Source organism: Streptomyces glaucosporus (assembly GCF_039533345.1).
In the GTDB taxonomy this organism is placed as follows: Bacteria; Actinomycetota; Actinomycetes; order Streptomycetales; family Streptomycetaceae; genus Streptomyces; species Streptomyces glaucosporus.
The window spans coordinates 26,226-42,379 of sequence record NZ_BAAATJ010000012.1 but is presented as its reverse complement, the minus strand read 5'-3'; the positions used below and the strand labels follow the sequence as shown (position 1 = coordinate 42,379).

14 protein-coding genes are annotated in these 16,154 nt (G+C 71.3%); 6 read left to right on the top strand and 8 right to left on the bottom strand.

Features of this window, described 5'->3' with window-relative positions; all coding sequences use genetic code 11:
- Positions 1 to 371: 371 nt before the first annotated feature.
- The gene (gene sodN / locus ABD358_RS14650) at positions 372 to 767 is read right to left on the bottom strand and encodes a superoxide dismutase, Ni (protein WP_344631430.1); all 396 of its coding nucleotides are present in this window, start codon (positions 765 to 767) and stop codon (positions 372 to 374) included.
- Between the two features lie 161 nt (positions 768 to 928).
- Between sodN and sodX the strand changes: the two genes are divergently transcribed.
- Entirely contained in the window at positions 929 to 1,345 is a 417-nt protein-coding gene (gene sodX / locus ABD358_RS14645) for a nickel-type superoxide dismutase maturation protease (RefSeq protein WP_344631429.1), read from the top strand.
- Here the strand turns inward: sodX and ABD358_RS14640 are convergent.
- Complete coding sequence (locus ABD358_RS14640; protein WP_344631428.1) at positions 1,264 to 1,878, bottom strand: CGNR zinc finger domain-containing protein; 615 nt, start codon at positions 1,876 to 1,878, stop codon at positions 1,264 to 1,266. The genes sodX and ABD358_RS14640 overlap by 82 nt on opposite strands.
- A gap of 98 nt (positions 1,879 to 1,976) precedes the next feature.
- Between ABD358_RS14640 and ABD358_RS14635 the strand changes: the two genes are divergently transcribed.
- On the top strand, positions 1,977 to 2,759 hold the full coding sequence (locus ABD358_RS14635) for a class I SAM-dependent methyltransferase (RefSeq protein WP_344631427.1): 783 nt from the start codon (positions 1,977 to 1,979) through the stop codon (positions 2,757 to 2,759).
- A gap of 101 nt (positions 2,760 to 2,860) precedes the next feature.
- On the opposite strand, the gene ABD358_RS14630 is transcribed toward ABD358_RS14635, so the two are convergent.
- Positions 2,861 to 4,066 (bottom strand): NAD(P)-dependent malic enzyme, encoded by a 1,206-nt coding sequence (locus ABD358_RS14630; protein WP_425576327.1) that lies wholly within the window; start codon positions 4,064 to 4,066, stop codon positions 2,861 to 2,863.
- Positions 4,067 to 4,615: 549 nt separating this feature from the next.
- Between ABD358_RS14630 and ABD358_RS14625 the strand changes: the two genes are divergently transcribed.
- The 4 genes from ABD358_RS14625 (at position 4,616) to ABD358_RS14610 (ending at position 8,540) form a co-directional block, all read left to right on the top strand.
- On the top strand, positions 4,616 to 5,587 hold the full coding sequence (locus tag ABD358_RS14625; protein WP_344631426.1) for an ABC transporter substrate-binding protein: 972 nt from the start codon (positions 4,616 to 4,618) through the stop codon (positions 5,585 to 5,587).
- 53 nt (positions 5,588 to 5,640) lie between these two features.
- A complete protein-coding gene (locus ABD358_RS14620; protein WP_344631425.1) occupies positions 5,641 to 6,636 on the top strand; it encodes an amino acid ABC transporter permease in 996 nt (331 codons plus the stop codon).
- Complete coding sequence (locus ABD358_RS14615; protein WP_344631424.1) at positions 6,633 to 7,406, top strand: amino acid ABC transporter ATP-binding protein; 774 nt, start codon at positions 6,633 to 6,635, stop codon at positions 7,404 to 7,406. Before ABD358_RS14620 ends, ABD358_RS14615 begins: the two co-directional genes overlap by 4 nt.
- Positions 7,407 to 7,577: 171 nt before the next feature.
- Entirely contained in the window at positions 7,578 to 8,540 is a 963-nt protein-coding gene (locus ABD358_RS14610; RefSeq protein WP_344631423.1) for a zinc-binding dehydrogenase, read from the top strand.
- Positions 8,541 to 8,636: 96 nt separating this feature from the next.
- On the opposite strand, the gene ABD358_RS14605 is transcribed toward ABD358_RS14610, so the two are convergent.
- The 5 genes from ABD358_RS14605 to ABD358_RS14585 form a co-directional block, all read right to left on the bottom strand.
- Positions 8,637 to 9,662 carry a PadR family transcriptional regulator gene (locus tag ABD358_RS14605; RefSeq protein WP_344631422.1) on the bottom strand — a complete coding sequence of 342 codons (1,026 nt, stop codon included), beginning with the start codon at positions 9,660 to 9,662 and terminating at the stop codon, positions 8,637 to 8,639.
- A 1-nt stretch (position 9,663) separates the two neighbouring features.
- Entirely contained in the window at positions 9,664 to 10,557 is an 894-nt protein-coding gene (locus ABD358_RS14600) for a DUF4097 family beta strand repeat-containing protein (protein WP_344631421.1), read from the bottom strand.
- A 146-nt stretch (positions 10,558 to 10,703) separates the two neighbouring features.
- On the bottom strand, positions 10,704 to 10,880 hold the full coding sequence (locus tag ABD358_RS14595) for a DUF6104 family protein (protein ID WP_169745188.1): 177 nt from the start codon (positions 10,878 to 10,880) through the stop codon (positions 10,704 to 10,706).
- A 151-nt stretch (positions 10,881 to 11,031) separates the two neighbouring features.
- Positions 11,032 to 14,832, bottom strand: a complete 3,801-nt coding sequence (locus tag ABD358_RS14590) for a multifunctional oxoglutarate decarboxylase/oxoglutarate dehydrogenase thiamine pyrophosphate-binding subunit/dihydrolipoyllysine-residue succinyltransferase subunit (protein ID WP_344631420.1) — start codon at positions 14,830 to 14,832, stop codon at positions 11,032 to 11,034.
- A 235-nt stretch (positions 14,833 to 15,067) separates the two neighbouring features.
- Positions 15,068 to 16,144, bottom strand: coding sequence for a HAMP domain-containing sensor histidine kinase (locus ABD358_RS14585; RefSeq protein ID WP_344631419.1), 1,077 nt, complete (start codon positions 16,142 to 16,144; stop codon positions 15,068 to 15,070).
- Positions 16,145 to 16,154 lie beyond the last annotated feature (10 nt).

The following is a 16,154-nucleotide window of genomic DNA, read 5'->3' as shown; positions in this document are numbered from 1 at the left end:
GCGCGCGCATCCGCGCCCCGGACACGGTGCCGTTCGCGCTCTGGAGCGCCGCCCACCACCTCGACGACCTGGTCCCGGCGCTGTGGACCACGGTGGGGGGCTGGGCGACGCGGACACCACCTGCGCCGTCACCGGGGGCGTCGTCGCCGCCCGGACGGGCCTGGACGCGGTTCCGCAGACCTGGCGGAAGCTGTGCGAGCCGCTTCCGGACTGGGCGGCCGCCGCGGAGGCGGACGCGGGCCCGGTGCGACGCCCGCGGAGGGCGGGAACGGCCGCACCCGGCCCGCCGGGACTCGTTGCGGAGCCGGCGGGCCGGGTGCGGGGAAGAAACCGTCAGGGCGTCGCCGCGCGCAGGGCGACGCCGTTCCGGATCAGGCCTTCTTGGTCTCCCAGAAGATCTTGTCGATCTCGGCGATGTAGTCCAGCAGCTTCTGGCCCGTCGCCGGGTCGGTGGAGGCCTTCGCGGCCGAGGCGGCCTTCAGGGCGTCGTTCACCAGCTGGTGCAGCTGGGGGTACTTCTCGAAGTGCGGAGCCTTGAAGTAGTCGCTCCACAGCACGGAGATGTGGTGCTTGGCGAGCTCGGCCCGCTGCTCCTTGATGTACGTGGCGCGGGCCCGGAAGTGCGGGTCCTCGTTGGCCTGGTACTTCTCCTGGATGGCCTTGACGGACTCGGCCTCGACGCGGGCCTGGGCCGGGTCGTAGACGCCGCAGGGAAGGTCGCAGTGGGCGCTGACCTTGACCTTCGGGGCGAACAGGCGGGAGAGCATGAAAGCTGTCCTTCCTCGTGATCGTCTTCTCACGTGTGAGATTACTCCCTGAGGAACGCCTTTTCGCGTGTGCCCCCACCCGCCTAGGACAAAAGTCCCGGTGGAGCGGGGAGGGCGGGAAGGGGCCGCTGACACAGGGACGAGGGCCGGAGGTGCCGCGGATGCCGGAGCAGGTGGACGAGCAGGAGGACCGGGGGCTGCTGAGGATCGGGCTGGCCGAGGTCTACAACCCGTCGATGGAGCCGACGCTGCTCCCCGGCGACCTGCTGGTGGTGCGCTACGGGGGTGCGGTGCGGCGCGGGCACGTGGTGGTGGTGCGGCACCCCTTCCAGCACGACCTGCTGATCGTCAAACGCGCCGTTGAGCGGCGCCCGGGGGGCTGGTGGGTCCAGGGGGACAACCCGTCCGTGCGCAACGACAGCCGCGAGTTCGGGGTGGTGCCCGACGACCTCGTGGTGGCGCGCGCGTGGGTGCGGCTGCGTCCCCTGCGGCAGGTTCAGCGGACGCCCGGCGCGCTGCTGGGCTGGCTCTTCTCGGGGGTGCGGCCGCTGTTCTCCAGGCGTTTGCGGGCTCGGTAGGCGGCGACGTTGGCGCGGGTCGCGCAGCGGTCCGAGCAGTAGCGCCGGGACCGGTTGGTGGAGGTGTCCAGGTAGGCGTTGCGGCAGGGGTCGGCCTGGCAGATGCCCAGCCGGTCCACGCCCAGCTCGGTGAGGTGGAAGGCCAGGCCCATGCAGGCGGTGGCGGCGTACCCGGCCGTGGCGTTGGCCGGGTGGTCGGCCAGGTGCATGTGCCAGCGCGGCCGTCCCTCGTCGTCCAGGTGGTCGTGCCCGGAGATCTGGGGGCTGGCGGGGAACTCCATCAGCAGGGCGTTGAGGAGGTCCACGGCCCTCGCCTCGTCGCCCTCCGAGGCCGCGGTGAAGACCGCGCGCAGCCGCGTCCGCACGTTCCGCAGCCTGGTCACGTCGGCCTCGGTGGCGCGCCGTGCGGCGGACTGGTTGGGGCCGAAGAGTTCGCGCACGGCCTCGACCGAGGTGAGCGCGTCCTCGCCGCGCTGGGGCTGCTCGGTGTTGACCAGCCGCACGGCGAAGTCCGAGTAATAGTTCAGTTCCACTTGTGGTCCTTACGGATGCATTCTATGGTCATACCGGGAAGCGGTAAGGGGCTTACCTGATTCCAGACTATTACTTGCTGCGAGTGGAGGGGGTTGTCATGACCGAGAAGGACACGGCCGCGGGTGCGGACTGGCAGCACTGGCAGTCGACCTGGGACCGCCAGCAGGAGTGGTACCTGCCCGACCGCGAGGAGCGGTTCAGGGCGATGCTCGACGCCGTCGAGGCCCTGGTCGGCCCCGAGCCGAAGGTACTGGACCTGGCGTGCGGCACGGGCAGCATCTCCGACCGCCTGCTGCGCCGGTTCCCCAAGGCCACCAGCACGGGGATCGACCTGGACCCGGCCCTGCTGACCATCGCGCGCGGCTACTTCGCCGCCGATCCCCGGGTGGAGTTCGTCCGGGCCGACCTGCGCGACCCCGGATGGCGGAGCGCCCTGCCGCACCGCGACTACGACGCCGTCCTCACCGCCACCGCGCTGCACTGGCTGCGCGACGACGAGCTGCGGACGCTGTACGGGCAGATCGCCGGCGTGGTGCGGGACGGCGGGGTCTTCCTCAACGCCGACCACATGCCCGACGACACCACGCCCCGCGTCAACGAGGCCGTGAACGCCTTCTACCGGGCGCGGCGCGAGAGGGAGAAGGCGGCGGGCACCCAGGACTGGGCGGACTGGTGGGCGACGGCCGCCGCCGACCCGGTGCTGGCCGGGCCGACCGCTGAACGCTTCCGCATCTTCGGCAACCCGGCCGAGGGGGACCACGCCGACGGGCAGACGCAGTCCGCGGCCTGGCACGCCGACGCGCTGCGGGCGGCGGGCTTCGCCGAGGCGCGGACGGTGTGGGCGTCTCCGGCCGACGCGATGGTGCTCGCCCTGAAGTGACGCCGGACGGCGCCGGGCCCCGGACGGCAGACGGCCGCGGGGGCGGTACGGGACCGGGCTCCCTCCGGTCCGCACCGCCCCCGCGGCCGTCCACGGGGCGCTCAGCGCCGGGCCACGCCCTCCGCGCGGGCGGCGGCGGCGACGGCCGCGGTGACGGCCGGGGCGACCCGCTCGTCGAACGGCGAGGGGATGACCCTCTCCGCGCTCAGCTCGTCGGCGACCACCGAGGCCAGGGCGTCGGCCGCGGCCAGCTTCATGCCCTCGGTGATCCGCGAGGCCCGCACCTGGAGCGCGCCCGCGAAGATGCCCGGGAAGGCGAGGACGTTGTTGATCTGGTTCGGGTAGTCGCTGCGGCCGGTGGCGACGACCGAGGCGTACTTGCGGGCCACGTCCGGGTGGATCTCCGGCGTGGGGTTGGCCATGGCGAAGACGAACGCGTCGTCGGCCATCCTCGCGACGGCCTCCTCGGGGACCGTGCCGCCGCTGACGCCGATGAAGACGTCGGCGCCCTCCATCGCCGTCTCCAGCGACCCGGCCAGGCCCGCCTTGTTGGTGAAGCCGGCCAGTTCCCGCTTGACGTCGGTGAGGTCCGTGCGGTCGGGGGAGACGATGCCCTTGCGGTCGCAGACGGTCACGTCGCCGATCCCGGCCTCGACCAGGATGCGGGCGATGGCGACACCGGCCGCTCCCGCACCGGAGATGACGGCGCGCAGCTCGCCGAGCCCGACGCCGCGCAGCCGGGCGGCGTTGCGCAGCGCGGCGAGCGTGACGACGGCGGTGCCGTGCTGGTCGTCGTGGAAGACCGGGATGTCCAGGCGCTCCTGGAGCCTGCGCTCGATCTCGAAGCAGCGGGGCGCGGAGATGTCCTCCAGGTTGACGCCGCCGAAGGAGGGCGCCATGCGGACGATCGTCTCCACGATCTCGTCCACGTCCGTGCAGGCCAGCGCGATCGGGACCGCGTCCACCCCGCCGAACTGCTTGAAGAGGATGGCCTTGCCCTCCATCACAGGGAGGGAGGCCTCCGGGCCGATGTCACCCAGGCCCAGCACCGCGGTGCCGTCCGTCACGACCGCCACCACCTGGGACTTCCAGGTGTAGTCGTGGACCAGTTCCGGCTGCTCCGCGATGGCGCTGCACACCTTGGCCACGCCAGGCGTGTAGGCCAGGGACAGGTCGTCCGCGTCCCGCACCGGCACGGTCGCCCGGACCGCCATCTTGCCGCCGCGGTGCAGGGCGAAGGCCGGATCGATGGCCGGGTCGACGTCGGTACCCAGCTCGCTCCCGGAATTGACGATCTCCGCTGCCACTGTTCTAACCCCTTTGTCGAAATCTTCTGCGAGGGTGGCCGCTTCCTGGTCGAGGAGCGGGCGGGCACCACGTCCGCGGCCTGTCCGGCGGATGGGGCCACCGTCGAGGGGGATACGGACGCCGGACGCGCCGCACACGCGCCCTGGTCCCCGGGTGAGGGGTGTAACTGCTCTTTCTACCGGATGCCCAACAGGACGTTCGAGTCGCTTTCGTCTCCATGGACGCGGCGGGACACCACTGCGAACAGGGACAGCATGGGCAAAACCCCTGCACAGAGGCTGGAAGAACGCTGGAGCACGCCACAGGGAAGAGTGACGAAGCTCTCTCCCTTGTTCGGGTCACCGCTCAGACGAGCGCCCGACCGCCGATCGCAACTGTCGTTCGATGATCGATCTTCTTATCCCGTTATCCGATTTTGACCTGGCGGCCATCCTGGCCCCTTGCGGCCGGATGGCAAGATTCCCTTCATCGCAGAGTGCCGCGCCACGCCCCCGTGGAGACGTGCCCGGCCGACCGGATACTCCACTCACCCCGCAGGAGGACCACCCATGACCGCACGCACCAGCCGCCCCCTGCCCACGGTGGGCGGTGCCTCCCGTCCGTCCGCGCGCCGGCGTCTCGCCGCGGCCGGAGCCCTCGCGGTCGCGGGCTCCCTGCTGCTGACGGCGTGCGGCGACCAGACCGACGGCGGAGGCGAGGGCGGCGGCGACACCAAGGCCAAGACCTCCGAGGCCCCGCTGTTCGACAAGCTCCCCGAGAAGATCCGGTCCGCGGGCGTCATCAAGGTCGGCTCGGACATCGCCTACGCCCCGGTCGAGTTCTACGACGAGAACGACGAGGTCGCCGGCATCGACCCCGACCTGGCCGATGCGCTGGAGAAGCAGCTCGGCGTCGAGTTCCAGTTCAGCCAGGGCACCTTCGACCAGCTCATCCTCGGCATGAACTCCGGCCGCTTCGACATCGTGATGTCGGCCATGACCGACACCAAGGAGCGCCAGAAGGGCGCGAGCGAGGACTCCCAGGGCGGCGCGGACTTCGTCGACTACTTCCGGGCCGGCTCCGCGATCCTGGTCAAGAAGGGCAACCCCGAGGGCATCAAGTCCCTGGAGGACCTCTGCGGCGAGACCGTCGCCCTCCAGCGCGGCACGGCCAACGAGGACCTCGCCGAGGCGCAGAGCAAGAAGTGCGACAAGCCGATCAAGATCCTCGCCTTCGACAAGGACACCGAGGCGCTGCTCCAGGTGAAGCAGGGGCGCGCGGTCGCGGACATCAACGACTACCCGGTCGCCGCGTACAACGCCAAGACCTCCGGCGGCGGCAAGGACTTCGAGGTCGTCGGCGACCAGATCGACGCCGCTCCCTACGGCATCGCCGTGAGCAAGAAGAACACCCAGCTGCGCGACGTCCTCAAGGCCGCCCTCGACGCGATCATCGACAACGGCGAGTACCGGAAGGTCCTGGAGAAGTGGGACGTCACCGACGCCGGAGTCGAAGAGGCCGTCATCAACGGCGGCAAGTGAGCCGTACCGGACCATACGGCCCCACCGCAGACTCACAGCAAAGGTAACCATCCGTGTCCGACCCTGAAGACAAGGCGCCGACCCCCGCGGTCTCCGTCACCAAGGAATCCGGCGGGGCGGGCGGGAGGGGCCCGGCGACCACGAGCGCGCCGGTCCCGCCCGAGGCCGTCAAGGCCATCCCGGTACGCCACTACGGCCGGTGGGTCAGCGCCGTGATCGTGCTGGCCGTCCTGGCCCTGCTGGTGTCGGCGTTCGCGAACGCCCAGATCAGCTGGTCCACCGTGGGCGACTTCTTCGATCACGAGACGATCGTCGTGGGAGCCCTCAACACCCTGTGGATCACCGTGCTCTCGATGCTCCTGGGCGTCGTGCTCGGCACGGTCCTCGCGGTGATGCGGCTGTCGAAGAACCCGGTGATGTCCTCCGTCGCCTGGGGCTACATCTGGATCTTCCGCGGCACGCCCGTCCTGGTGCAGCTCCTGCTCTGGTACAACCTGGCGCTGATCTTCCCGATCCTGGACCTGGGCTTCTACCGCGACGAGATGAACGACGTGATGACGCCGTTCCTCGCCGCGCTGCTGGGACTCGGGCTGAACGAGGCCGCCTACATGGCCGAGATCAGCCGGGCCGGCATCCAGTCGGTGGACGAGGGCCAGACCGAGGCGGCCCACGCCCTCGGCATGACCCGCGGCCGCACCATGCGGCGGATCGTGCTGCCGCAGGCCATGCGGGTGATCATCCCGCCGACCGGCAACGAGTTCATCAACATGCTCAAGACCTCGTCGCTGGCCTACGCCATCCAGTACGGCGAGCTGCTCCTGTCGGCCACCAAGATCTCCTCGCGCAACCTCGCGGTGATGGAGCTGCTGCTGGTGGCGACCATCTGGTACCTGCTGCTCACCTCGGTCTTCAGCATCGGCCAGTACTACCTGGAGCGCCATTTCCAGCGCGGCTCGACCCGCAGCCTGCCGCCCACCCCGTGGCAGCGGGTCAAGACGAGCCTCGGCTCGTTCCGCACGCCGAGCCAGGTGGGAGGGAGGACCATATGAGCACGCAGGCGGTCCCGATGGTGAAGGCGGAGGGCGTCCACAAGTCCTTCGGCCACGCCCACATCCTCAAGGGCATCGACCTGGAGGTGGCCCAGGGCGAGGTGTTCTGCCTGGTCGGCCCGTCCGGCTCCGGCAAGTCCACCTTCCTGCGCTGCATCAACCACCTGGAGAAGATCAGCGCCGGACGGCTGTGGGTCGACGGCCACCTCGTCGGCTACCGGCAGAAGGGCGACAAGCTCTACGAGCTCAAGGAGCGCGAGGTCGCCGCCCAGCGCCGCGACATCGGCATGGTCTTCCAGCGCTTCAACCTCTTCCCGCACATGACGGCGCTGGAGAACGTCATGGAGGCGCCGGTCCAGGTCAAGGGCGAGACCAGGGCGGTGGCCCGGGAGCGGGCGCTGAAGCTGCTGGACCGCGTCGGCCTCGGCGAGCGGACCGGCCACTACCCCGCCCAGCTCTCCGGCGGCCAGCAGCAGCGGGTGGCCATCGCCCGGGCGCTGGCGATGGAGCCCAAGCTGATGCTCTTCGACGAGCCCACCTCGGCGCTCGACCCGGAACTGGTCGGCGAGGTGCTGGACGTCATGCGCGATCTGGCCGAGGACGGCATGACGATGATCGTCGTCACCCACGAGATGGGCTTCGCCCGGGAGGTCGGCGACTCGCTGGTCTTCATGGACGACGGCGTGGTCGTCGAGTCCGGCCATCCGCGCGAGGTGCTGACCAACCCGCAGCACGAGCGGACGAAGGCGTTCCTGTCGAAGGTCCTCTGAGAGGCGGCCGAGACGGCGGCGCAGGGGCGGTGCGGAACCCGGACGGGGGCCGCACCGCCCCTCGCGTTCCCGGCCCGTCTCCCGCCCGTCGGCCCGCCCCCCGGGCCGCGCGGCGCGCGTCACACCGGCGCCCGGTTCCCCCGCGCCCCCGCGCGTCCTAGGGTTCTGATCATGTTTGCTGCCTATGCCGCGCGCATCGATCGCGACCAGCCGCTGAACGGACTCGAACTGGGCGAACGTCCGGAGCCGAACGTTCCGCCGGGGTGGACGACCATCGACGTCAGGGCCGCGTCCCTCAACCACCACGACCTGTGGTCCCTGCGCGGGGTCGGCCTGGGCGAGGAGTCGCTGCCGATGATCCTCGGCTGTGACGCGGCCGGGGTGGACGCCGACGGCAACGAGGTGGTCCTCCACTCGGTGATCGGGCAGACCGGCCACGGCGTCGGACCGCGCGAGCCGCGCTCGATCCTGACCGAGAAGTACCAGGGCACCTTCGCCGAGCGGGTCGCGGTGCCGCAGTGGAACGTCCTGCCCAAGCCCAAGGAGCTCTCCTTCGAGGAGGCGGCCTGCCTGCCGACGGCGTGGCTGACCGCCTACCGGATGCTGTTCACAGGCGCCGGGGTGCGGCCCGGGGACTCCGTCCTGGTCCAGGGCGCGGGCGGCGGCGTGGCCACGGCCGCCATCGTGCTGGGCGCCGCGGCGGGTCTGCGGGTCTTCGCCACCAGCCGTGACGAGGCCAAGCGCAGGCGCGCCGAGGAACTGGGCGCCGAGGCCGCCTTCGAGAGCGGGGCCCGGCTGCCGCACCGGGTGGACGCGGTGATCGAGACGGTGGGCGCCGCCACCTGGTCCCACTCGGTGAAGTCCCTCAAGCCCGGTGGCACGCTGGTGATCTCGGGGGCGACCAGCGGTCCCAACCCGCCCGCCGCGGAGCTGAACCGGATCTTCTTCCTGGAGCTGAAGGTCGTCGGCTCCACGATGGGGACCAAGGAGGAACTGGCCTCGCTGCTGAGCTTCTGCGCGGCCAAGGGCGTCCGCCCGGTGATCGACACCGTCCTGCCGCTGGACCGCGCCCGCGAGGGATTCGAGAAGATGGCGACGGGCGACCTGTTCGGCAAGGTCGTCCTGACGGTCTGAGAGCCCGGCGGCCCGGCCGGGAGCGCCGCGCGGCGGCCGTACGCACGGCCGCCGCACGGCGGTGTGTCCGCGGAGCGCCACTCCGTCCGCGGGAGGCTACTCCGGGCGAGGGGGCCGCAGCAGGGCGACGATGCGAGCCGCCGCCGTGGACAGGTGGCGGCGTGCCTCGCCCAACTGCTCCTCCCCGACCCCGTGGTCGCGGGCGGCGTCCCGCACGTCGTCGCGGAACCGGTCCAGCAGCCGCTCCAGATCGCGCCGCGGGTCGCCGGAGGGGGCGAAGTCCGCGGCCCATTCCGGAACCGGCGCGTCGGCCGGATCGGGCTCGGCGTGCGACGGCCGGGTCGCGGTGTGGCCGGCGAGCCGGCCCAGATTGCCCATCTGCCGGGCCAGTTCGGACACGCCCAGCCGCACCGCGCCCTGCCAGTCGCCCTGTTGGGCACGGGCCTGCACCGACTGCACCTGCTCCTGGACCTGACGGGTGATCCGCTCCATCTCCTCCCGTGCCGCGTCCCGCGCCTGGCGGGCCTTGTGCGCCTGGACCCTCGCCTGCTGCGCCTCCTGACGGGCACGGCGGGCCTGCTCCTTCAACTGCTCCCCGGCCCGGCGCATCTCCTCCTTCGCCGTCCGCAGCGACTCCTTGTCCGGCCAGGAGCCCTGGAAAGCCCCCTGGAGAGCCGTCTCCCAGGCTGACTCCCAGCCCTCCCAGCCGGGGAAGGGCTCCTCGTCCCCGGCGCTGAGGTTGCGCCGTGCCTCCTCGCGCACCTCGCGGCGCAGATCGCCGGCCGCACCGCTGACGTCCTCGCGGATGTCGGCGGCCAGGGCCGCCAGCGATTCCCGGATCTCCCGCTCCAGCTCGGTCAACTCGCGTCGGCGGTCGGAGAGTTCGGAACGGCCCGCGTCGGTGAGGGAGTACACCTTGCGGCCGCCCTCGGTGGTGTGGCTGACCAGGCCCTCGGCCTCCAGCTTGGCCAGGCGCGGGTAGACCGTGCCGGCGGAGGGCGCGTAGAGGCCCTGGAAGCGTTCCTCCAGCAGCCGGATCACCTCGTAGCCGTGGCGCGGCGCCTCGTCGAGCAGCTTGAGCAGATACAGGCGCAGCCGGCCGTGGGCGAAGACGGGGGGCATGTCACACGTCCTTACAGGGGGAGGGCCCGGCCGCCGGGACCGTGCCGTCGGGGGTGGCCGGGGCGCCGCCGTCCGCCGGAGGGCGGCGCAGCAGGGCGATCGAACCGGAGACGGTGGTGGCCCGCAGCCGCCCGCTGCCCGCTCCGAGGGTGCCCGTGATCCGCTTGGCCCCCCACTGCCCGGAGACCCGGAGGTCGTCGAAGGCGCAGGAGACGGCGCCGCCGGCGGTGTTGGCGTCGACCACGGTGTCGGCCGGGTGGGGCAGCCGGATGGCGATCTCGCCCGAGACGGAGGTGAGCCGGACGTCGGGGCCCCGGTCCTTCCGCACCGGGTCGAGGTCCAGCACCATGTCGCCGCTGACGGAGTCGGCCCTCACCGACGAGCCGCCGCCGTCGACGACCGTCAGGTCGCCGGAGACGGAGGTGAAGCGCAGATCGCCGGTCACGCCCTGCGCCTCGACGCCGCCGGAGACCGTCTCGGCCCGCACCGGGCCGGTCAGGCCCACCAGCGTGACGCCGCCGGTGACCCCGCGCACGTCGGTGCGGCCCCCGACGCCGGTGACGACCGCGTCGGCCCCGACCACCCTGATCTCGACCCGGATCCCCGGGGGCACGGCGAGCGACACGTCGGCCCGGCGCTGCGGGCCCTTGCGGTCGAGGAGGGTGAGGAAGCCCTTCCAGGGCAGGTCGTCGTACGCGACCGTGAGGGTGCCGTCCTCCAGGGACACCGTGAGCGGAGGGCCTTCGAGGACGCCGATCTCCAGCCGGGTGGCCGGATCGCCGGTGCCGACGACGTTGACCGCGCCGCCCACGACGCGGACCCGCAGTGTGTGAAGGGCCTCGTCGAAGTCGAGCCTGCGCGGCTCGCTCACGGACCACTCGGACCGGCCTGACACGACGGCCTCCCCTGGCTCGGCGTACAACGACATATCGCGTCTACGGTCAAGACGATATATCGCGGTTGCGGGAAGTCAAGAAGCAGTTCCGCCCCGTCCCCGGCGGGAGGGCCGGGGACGGGGCGGACGCGGGGCCGGGGGCGGTCTCAGTCGTCCTCGTCGTCCAGCCGCGCCAGCCAGGTCGCGAGCCGCTCGACGGGCACCTCGAAGTCCGGATTGAGGTCGACGAAGGTCCGCAGCTGCTCGGAGAGCCACCCGAAGGTGATCTCCTCGTCGCCGCGCCGCTGCTCCAGCTCCTCGATGCCGCGGTCGGTGAAGTACATCGGTGCTCCCAAAACGCCAGGTGTCTCTGCTCGGGTCAGCGTATGCGCGCGGGGAGGCGCCCCCGCCGGGCGGCGGGGCGGCCTCCCCGCGCGGCGGGGCCCACCGTACGCACCGTACGGTGGGCCCCGCCGCGTCGGACCGCCTCAGGCCTCAGAGGTCGAAGACCTCGCTGATGAGCTGCTGCTGCTCGGCCTGGTGGCGCTTGGCCGAGCCGACCGCCGGGGACGAGGACGACGGGCGCGAGACCCGGCGCAGCCGGTACGCGCTCGGCGCCTTGCCGGCCCCGATGAACACGTCCAGGTGGTCCACCAGGTTGAGCGCGATGAACGGCCAGGCACCCTGGTTCGCCGGCTCCTCCTGGGCCCAGACGATCTTCGAGGCGTTGCCGTAGCGCGCCATCTCCTCCTGGATCTCCCTGCCGGGCAGCGGGTAGAGCCGCTCCAGCCGGATGATCGCGGTGTCGGTCACGCCCCGCTTCCGGCGCTCCGCGTCGAGGTCGTAGTAGATCTTGCCGGAGCAGAAGACGACCTTGGTGACCTGGGCCGGGTCGACCGAGTCGTCACCGATGACCGGACGGAAGCCGCCCGAGGTGAACTCCTCCGCCCTGGAGGTCGCCGCCTTGAGCCGGAGCATCGACTTCGGGGTGAAGACGATCAGCGGCTTGTGGTGCGGGTTGTGGACCTGCCAGCGCAGCAGGTGGAAGTAGTTCGACGGCAGGGTCGGCATCGCGACCGTCATGCTGTTCTGCGCGCACAGCTGGAGGAAGCGCTCGATCCGGCCCGAGGAGTGGTCCGGACCCTGGCCCTCGTAGCCGTGCGGCAGCAGCAGGGTCACACCGGAGGTCTGGCCCCACTTCTGCTCGGCCGACGAGATGAACTCGTCGATCACCGTCTGGGCGCCGTTGGCGAAGTCGCCGAACTGCGCCTCCCACATCACCAGCGCCTCGGGACGGGCCAGGGAGTAGCCGTACTCGAAGCCCATCGCCGCGTACTCGCTCAGCAGCGAGTCGTAGACGTTGAAGCGGGCCTGGTCCTCCGAGAGGTACAGCAGCGGGGTGTAGTCCTCGCCGGTGTTCTGGTCGATGAGGACGGCGTGGCGCTGGCCGAAGGTGCCGCGGCGGGAGTCCTGCCCGGCCAGCCGGACGGGGACGCCCTCCATCAGCAGCGAGCCGATGGCCAGGGTCTCGCCCATGCCCCAGTCGATCTTCCCTTCCTCCACCATCGCCACACGGCGCTGGAGCTGCGGCAGCAGCCTGGGGTGGACGGTGATCCGCTCGGGGATGTTCACCTGGGACTCGGCGATCCGCTTGAGGACCTCCTGGCCGACGCCCGTCTCCACCGCCACCGGGAACTCCGGCTGCGGGGCCTCGGGTTCGGCCTGGGCCGGGTTGGTGGTGGCCTCCCGGACCTCGGTGAAGACCTTCTCCAGCTGGCCCTGGAAGTCCTGGAGCGCCTGCTCCGCCTCCTCCAGCGTGATGTCGCCCCGGCCGATCAGCGACTCGGTGTAGAGCTTGCGCACCGAGCGCTTCTTGTCGATCAGGTCGTACATCAGCGGCTGGGTGAAGGACGGGTTGTCCGTCTCGTTGTGCCCGCGGCGGCGGTAGCAGATGAGGTCGATCACCACGTCCTTGTTGAACGCCTGGCGGAACTCGAAGGCGAGCCGCGCCACGCGGACGCAGGCCTCCGGGTCGTCGCCGTTGACGTGGAAGATCGGAGCCTCGATCATCCGCGCCACGTCGGTGGCGTACATCGAGGAGCGCGCCGACTCGGGCGGGGCGGTGAAGCCCACCTGGTTGTTGATGACCACGTGCACGGTGCCGCCGGTGCGGTAGCCGCGCAGCTGCGACATGTTCAGCGTCTCGGCCACCACGCCCTGGCCCGCGAAGGCCGCGTCGCCGTGCAGCAGGACCGGGAGGACGGTGAAGTCGGTGCCGCCCTTGCCGATGATGTCCTGCTTGGCCCGGGCCACGCCCTCCAGCACCGGGTCCACGGCCTCCAGGTGCGAGGGGTTGGCGGTGAGCGAGACCTTGATCTTCTCGCCGTCCAGGCCGGTGAAGGTGCCCTCGGCGCCCAGGTGGTACTTCACGTCGCCGGAGCCGTGCATCGACTTCGGGTCGAGGTTGCCCTCGAACTCGCGGAAGATCTGGGCGTAGGACTTGCCCACGATGTTGGCCAGGACGTTCAGCCGGCCGCGGTGGGCCATGCCGATGACGACCTCGTCCAGCCGCGCCTCGGCGGCGGCGTCGAGGACGGCGTCCAGCAGCGGGATGACGGACTCGCCGCCCTCCAGGGAGAACCGCTTCTGGCCGACGTACTTGGTCTGGAGGAAGACCTCGAAGGCCTCGGCGGCGTTCAGACGGCGCAGGATGCGCAGCTGCTCGTCACGCGCCGGCGAGGAGTGCGGGCGCTCGACGCGGTCCTGGATCCACTTGCGCTGCTTGGGGTCCTGGATGTGCATGTACTCGATGCCGGTGGTGCGGCAGTACGAGTCGCGGAGCACGCCCAGGATGTCGCGCAGCTTCATCACCGACTTGCCGGCGAAGCCGCCGACCGCGAACTCCCGCTCCAGGTCCCACAGGGTGAGGCCGTGCTCGGTGATGTCGAGGTCGGGGTGCTTGCGCTGCTTGTACTCCAGCGGGTCGGTGTCGGCCATGACGTGGCCGCGGACCCGGTAGGAGTGGATCAGGTCGAAGACGCGGGCGGCCTTGGTGACGTCGTCGTCGTGGCTGGTGTCGATGTCCTTGAGCCAGCGGACCGGCTCGTAGGGGATCCGCAGCGCCTCGAAGATCTCGTCGTAGAAGCCGTTCTCGCCGAGCAGCAGCTGGTGGATGATCCGCAGGAACTCGCCGGAGGCGGCGCCCTGGATCACCCGGTGGTCGTAGGTGCTGGTCAGCGTCATGACCTTGGAGATGCCCAGCTTGTTCAGGGTGTCCTGCGAGGTGCCCTGGAACTCGGCCGGGTACTCCATCGCGCCCACGCCCAGGATCACGCCCTGGCCGGGCATCAGGCGGGGCACCGAGTGGACGGTGCCGATGCCGCCGGGGTTGGTCAGCGACGCGGTGACGCCGCTGAAGTCCTCCATCGTCAGCTTGCCCGCGCGGGCGCGGCGGACGATGTCCTCGTAGGCCTGCCAGAACTCGAAGAAGGTGAGCGTCTCGGCCTTCTTGATGGCGGCCACGACGAGCTGGCGGTCGCCGTTGGGCTTCACCAGGTCGATGGCCAGACCGAGGTTGACGTGGTCCGGCTTGACGAGGGTCGGCTTGCCGTCCTTCTCGGCGTACGCGTAGTTCATCGACGGCATCGCCTTGAGCGCCTTCACCATGGCGTAGCCGATCAGGTGCGTGAAGGACACCTTGCCGCCGCGGGCGCGCTTGAGGTGGTTGTTGATGACGATGCGGTTGTCGATGAGCAGCTTCACCGGGACCGCGCGCACCGACGTGGCGGTGGGCAGTTCCAGCGAGGCGTTCATGTTGCGGGCGACCGCGGCGGCCGGGCCGCGCAGCGGCACGTACTCGGTCCCGGCCTCCGGCGCCTGCGCGGGCCGGCCGGCGGCCTTGGCACGCCCGGCCGGCTCGCTCTTCGCGGGGGCGGCCGGAGCCGCGGGCTCGGCGGGCTTCTTCTCGGGCGCCGGCGCGGGGGCCGGGGCCGCCTTCCGGGCGGGAGGCGCGGTCTGCGCCGGAGCCTGGGAGGTCTGGGAAGCCTGAGGGGCCTGCGGCTGGGCCGGCGGCTTCGAGGCTGTGGGGGCCGCGGCTCCTCCGGCGGCCTGTCCCGGCTTGTAGTCGGCGAAGAAGTCCCACCAGGCCCGGTCTACCGAGTTCGGGTCCTGGAGGTACTGCTGGTAGATCTCGTCGACGAGCCACTCGTTGGCACCGAAGCCGGCGGAGGGACTCTTTCCCTGCCCGTCCTGGCCGGTGTTGGGAGAACTCGAAGTCTTGGGGGCCTGTGGCGACACGGCGGCAACCGCCCTCTTCCGCTTACCTGTGTTGGTGGACAGCAGAAATAAAGGCTACGCCCCCCGCGCCGTTCGGTGCAGTCGGCATGGGGTCGGCGTCAGGTAAGTCACATCCAGCGGTATGTTTCGGTGCCTCGTTTGACGGGAAACACACCCGGTTCCACGGAATCAGGCGAGGTGGGAGCGGTGGAACGAGCCCGACGGCTCGCTCCTTCGAACCCCGACTCCTCAGACCCTACGTCAACTCCGCTTTGGACGTGTCGCCGGGAAGTGTGACGAGGATCCGGCAGCCGCGCGGGGATTCGGCCACCCGGATCCGCCCGCCGTGCAGATCCACCGCCCAGCGCGCGATGGCCAGCCCCAGCCCCGTGCCGCCGTCGCCGCCCTCCGCCGGGGCCGAGCGGCCGAAGCGCTCGAAGACCCGCTCGCGGTCCGCCTCGGGGATGCCCGGCCCCTCGTCCAGCACCTCCAGCTCCAGCGCCAGCGGGGACCGCCCGGGCCGCGCCCGCACGGTCACCCGGCCGTGGGGCGGGCTGTGCTTGACGGCGTTGTCGATCAGGTTGGCGACCACCTGGTGCAGCCGCTCGGTGTCCGCGTACGCGACCAGGCCCGGCGGGGAGACGTCCAGGTGGAGGTGGACGTCCGTGCGGGAGCGCCCCTCGCCCTTGGTCATGTTGGCCTCCTTGAGCACCCCCGACAGGTACGGCCACACCTCGAAGCGCCGGGTGTGCAGCGGCACCACGCCGTTGTCGAGCCGGGACAGGTCCAGCAGGTGCTCGACGAGGCGGCCCAGCCGCTCGGTCTGCCGCAGCGCGGTGTCCATGGTCGCCGGGTCGGCCCGGGAGACCCCGTCCACCACGTTCTCCAGCACCGCGCGCAGCGCCGCGATGGGGGTGCGCAACTCGTGGGAGACGTTGGCCACCAGCTCCTTGCGGTGCCGGTCGGCGGCCTCCAGGTCGGCGGCCATGAGGTTGAAGGCGTCGGCCAGCTCGCCCAGCTCGTCACGGCGCTGGACGCGGACCCGCCGGCTGTAGTCGCCGCGGGCCATCGAGCGGGCCGCGTCCGTCATCTCGTCCAGCGGCTCGGCCAGGCCGTGCGCCACGAACTGGGTGACCACCAGCGAGGCGATCACCGCGAGCAGGGCGATCACCCGCAGCTCGATGGCCGAGTAGAGCGCGACGATGGTCAGCGCCGTGGTGATCGCCACGGTGACGATCACCAGCGCGCCCAGCGCGGCCTTGACCGACCGCCTGGGGTCCACGGGCCGCAGGTTCTCCCAGAACCGGCCCCACAGGGACTGCCGGGGGACCACGCCCGGCCCG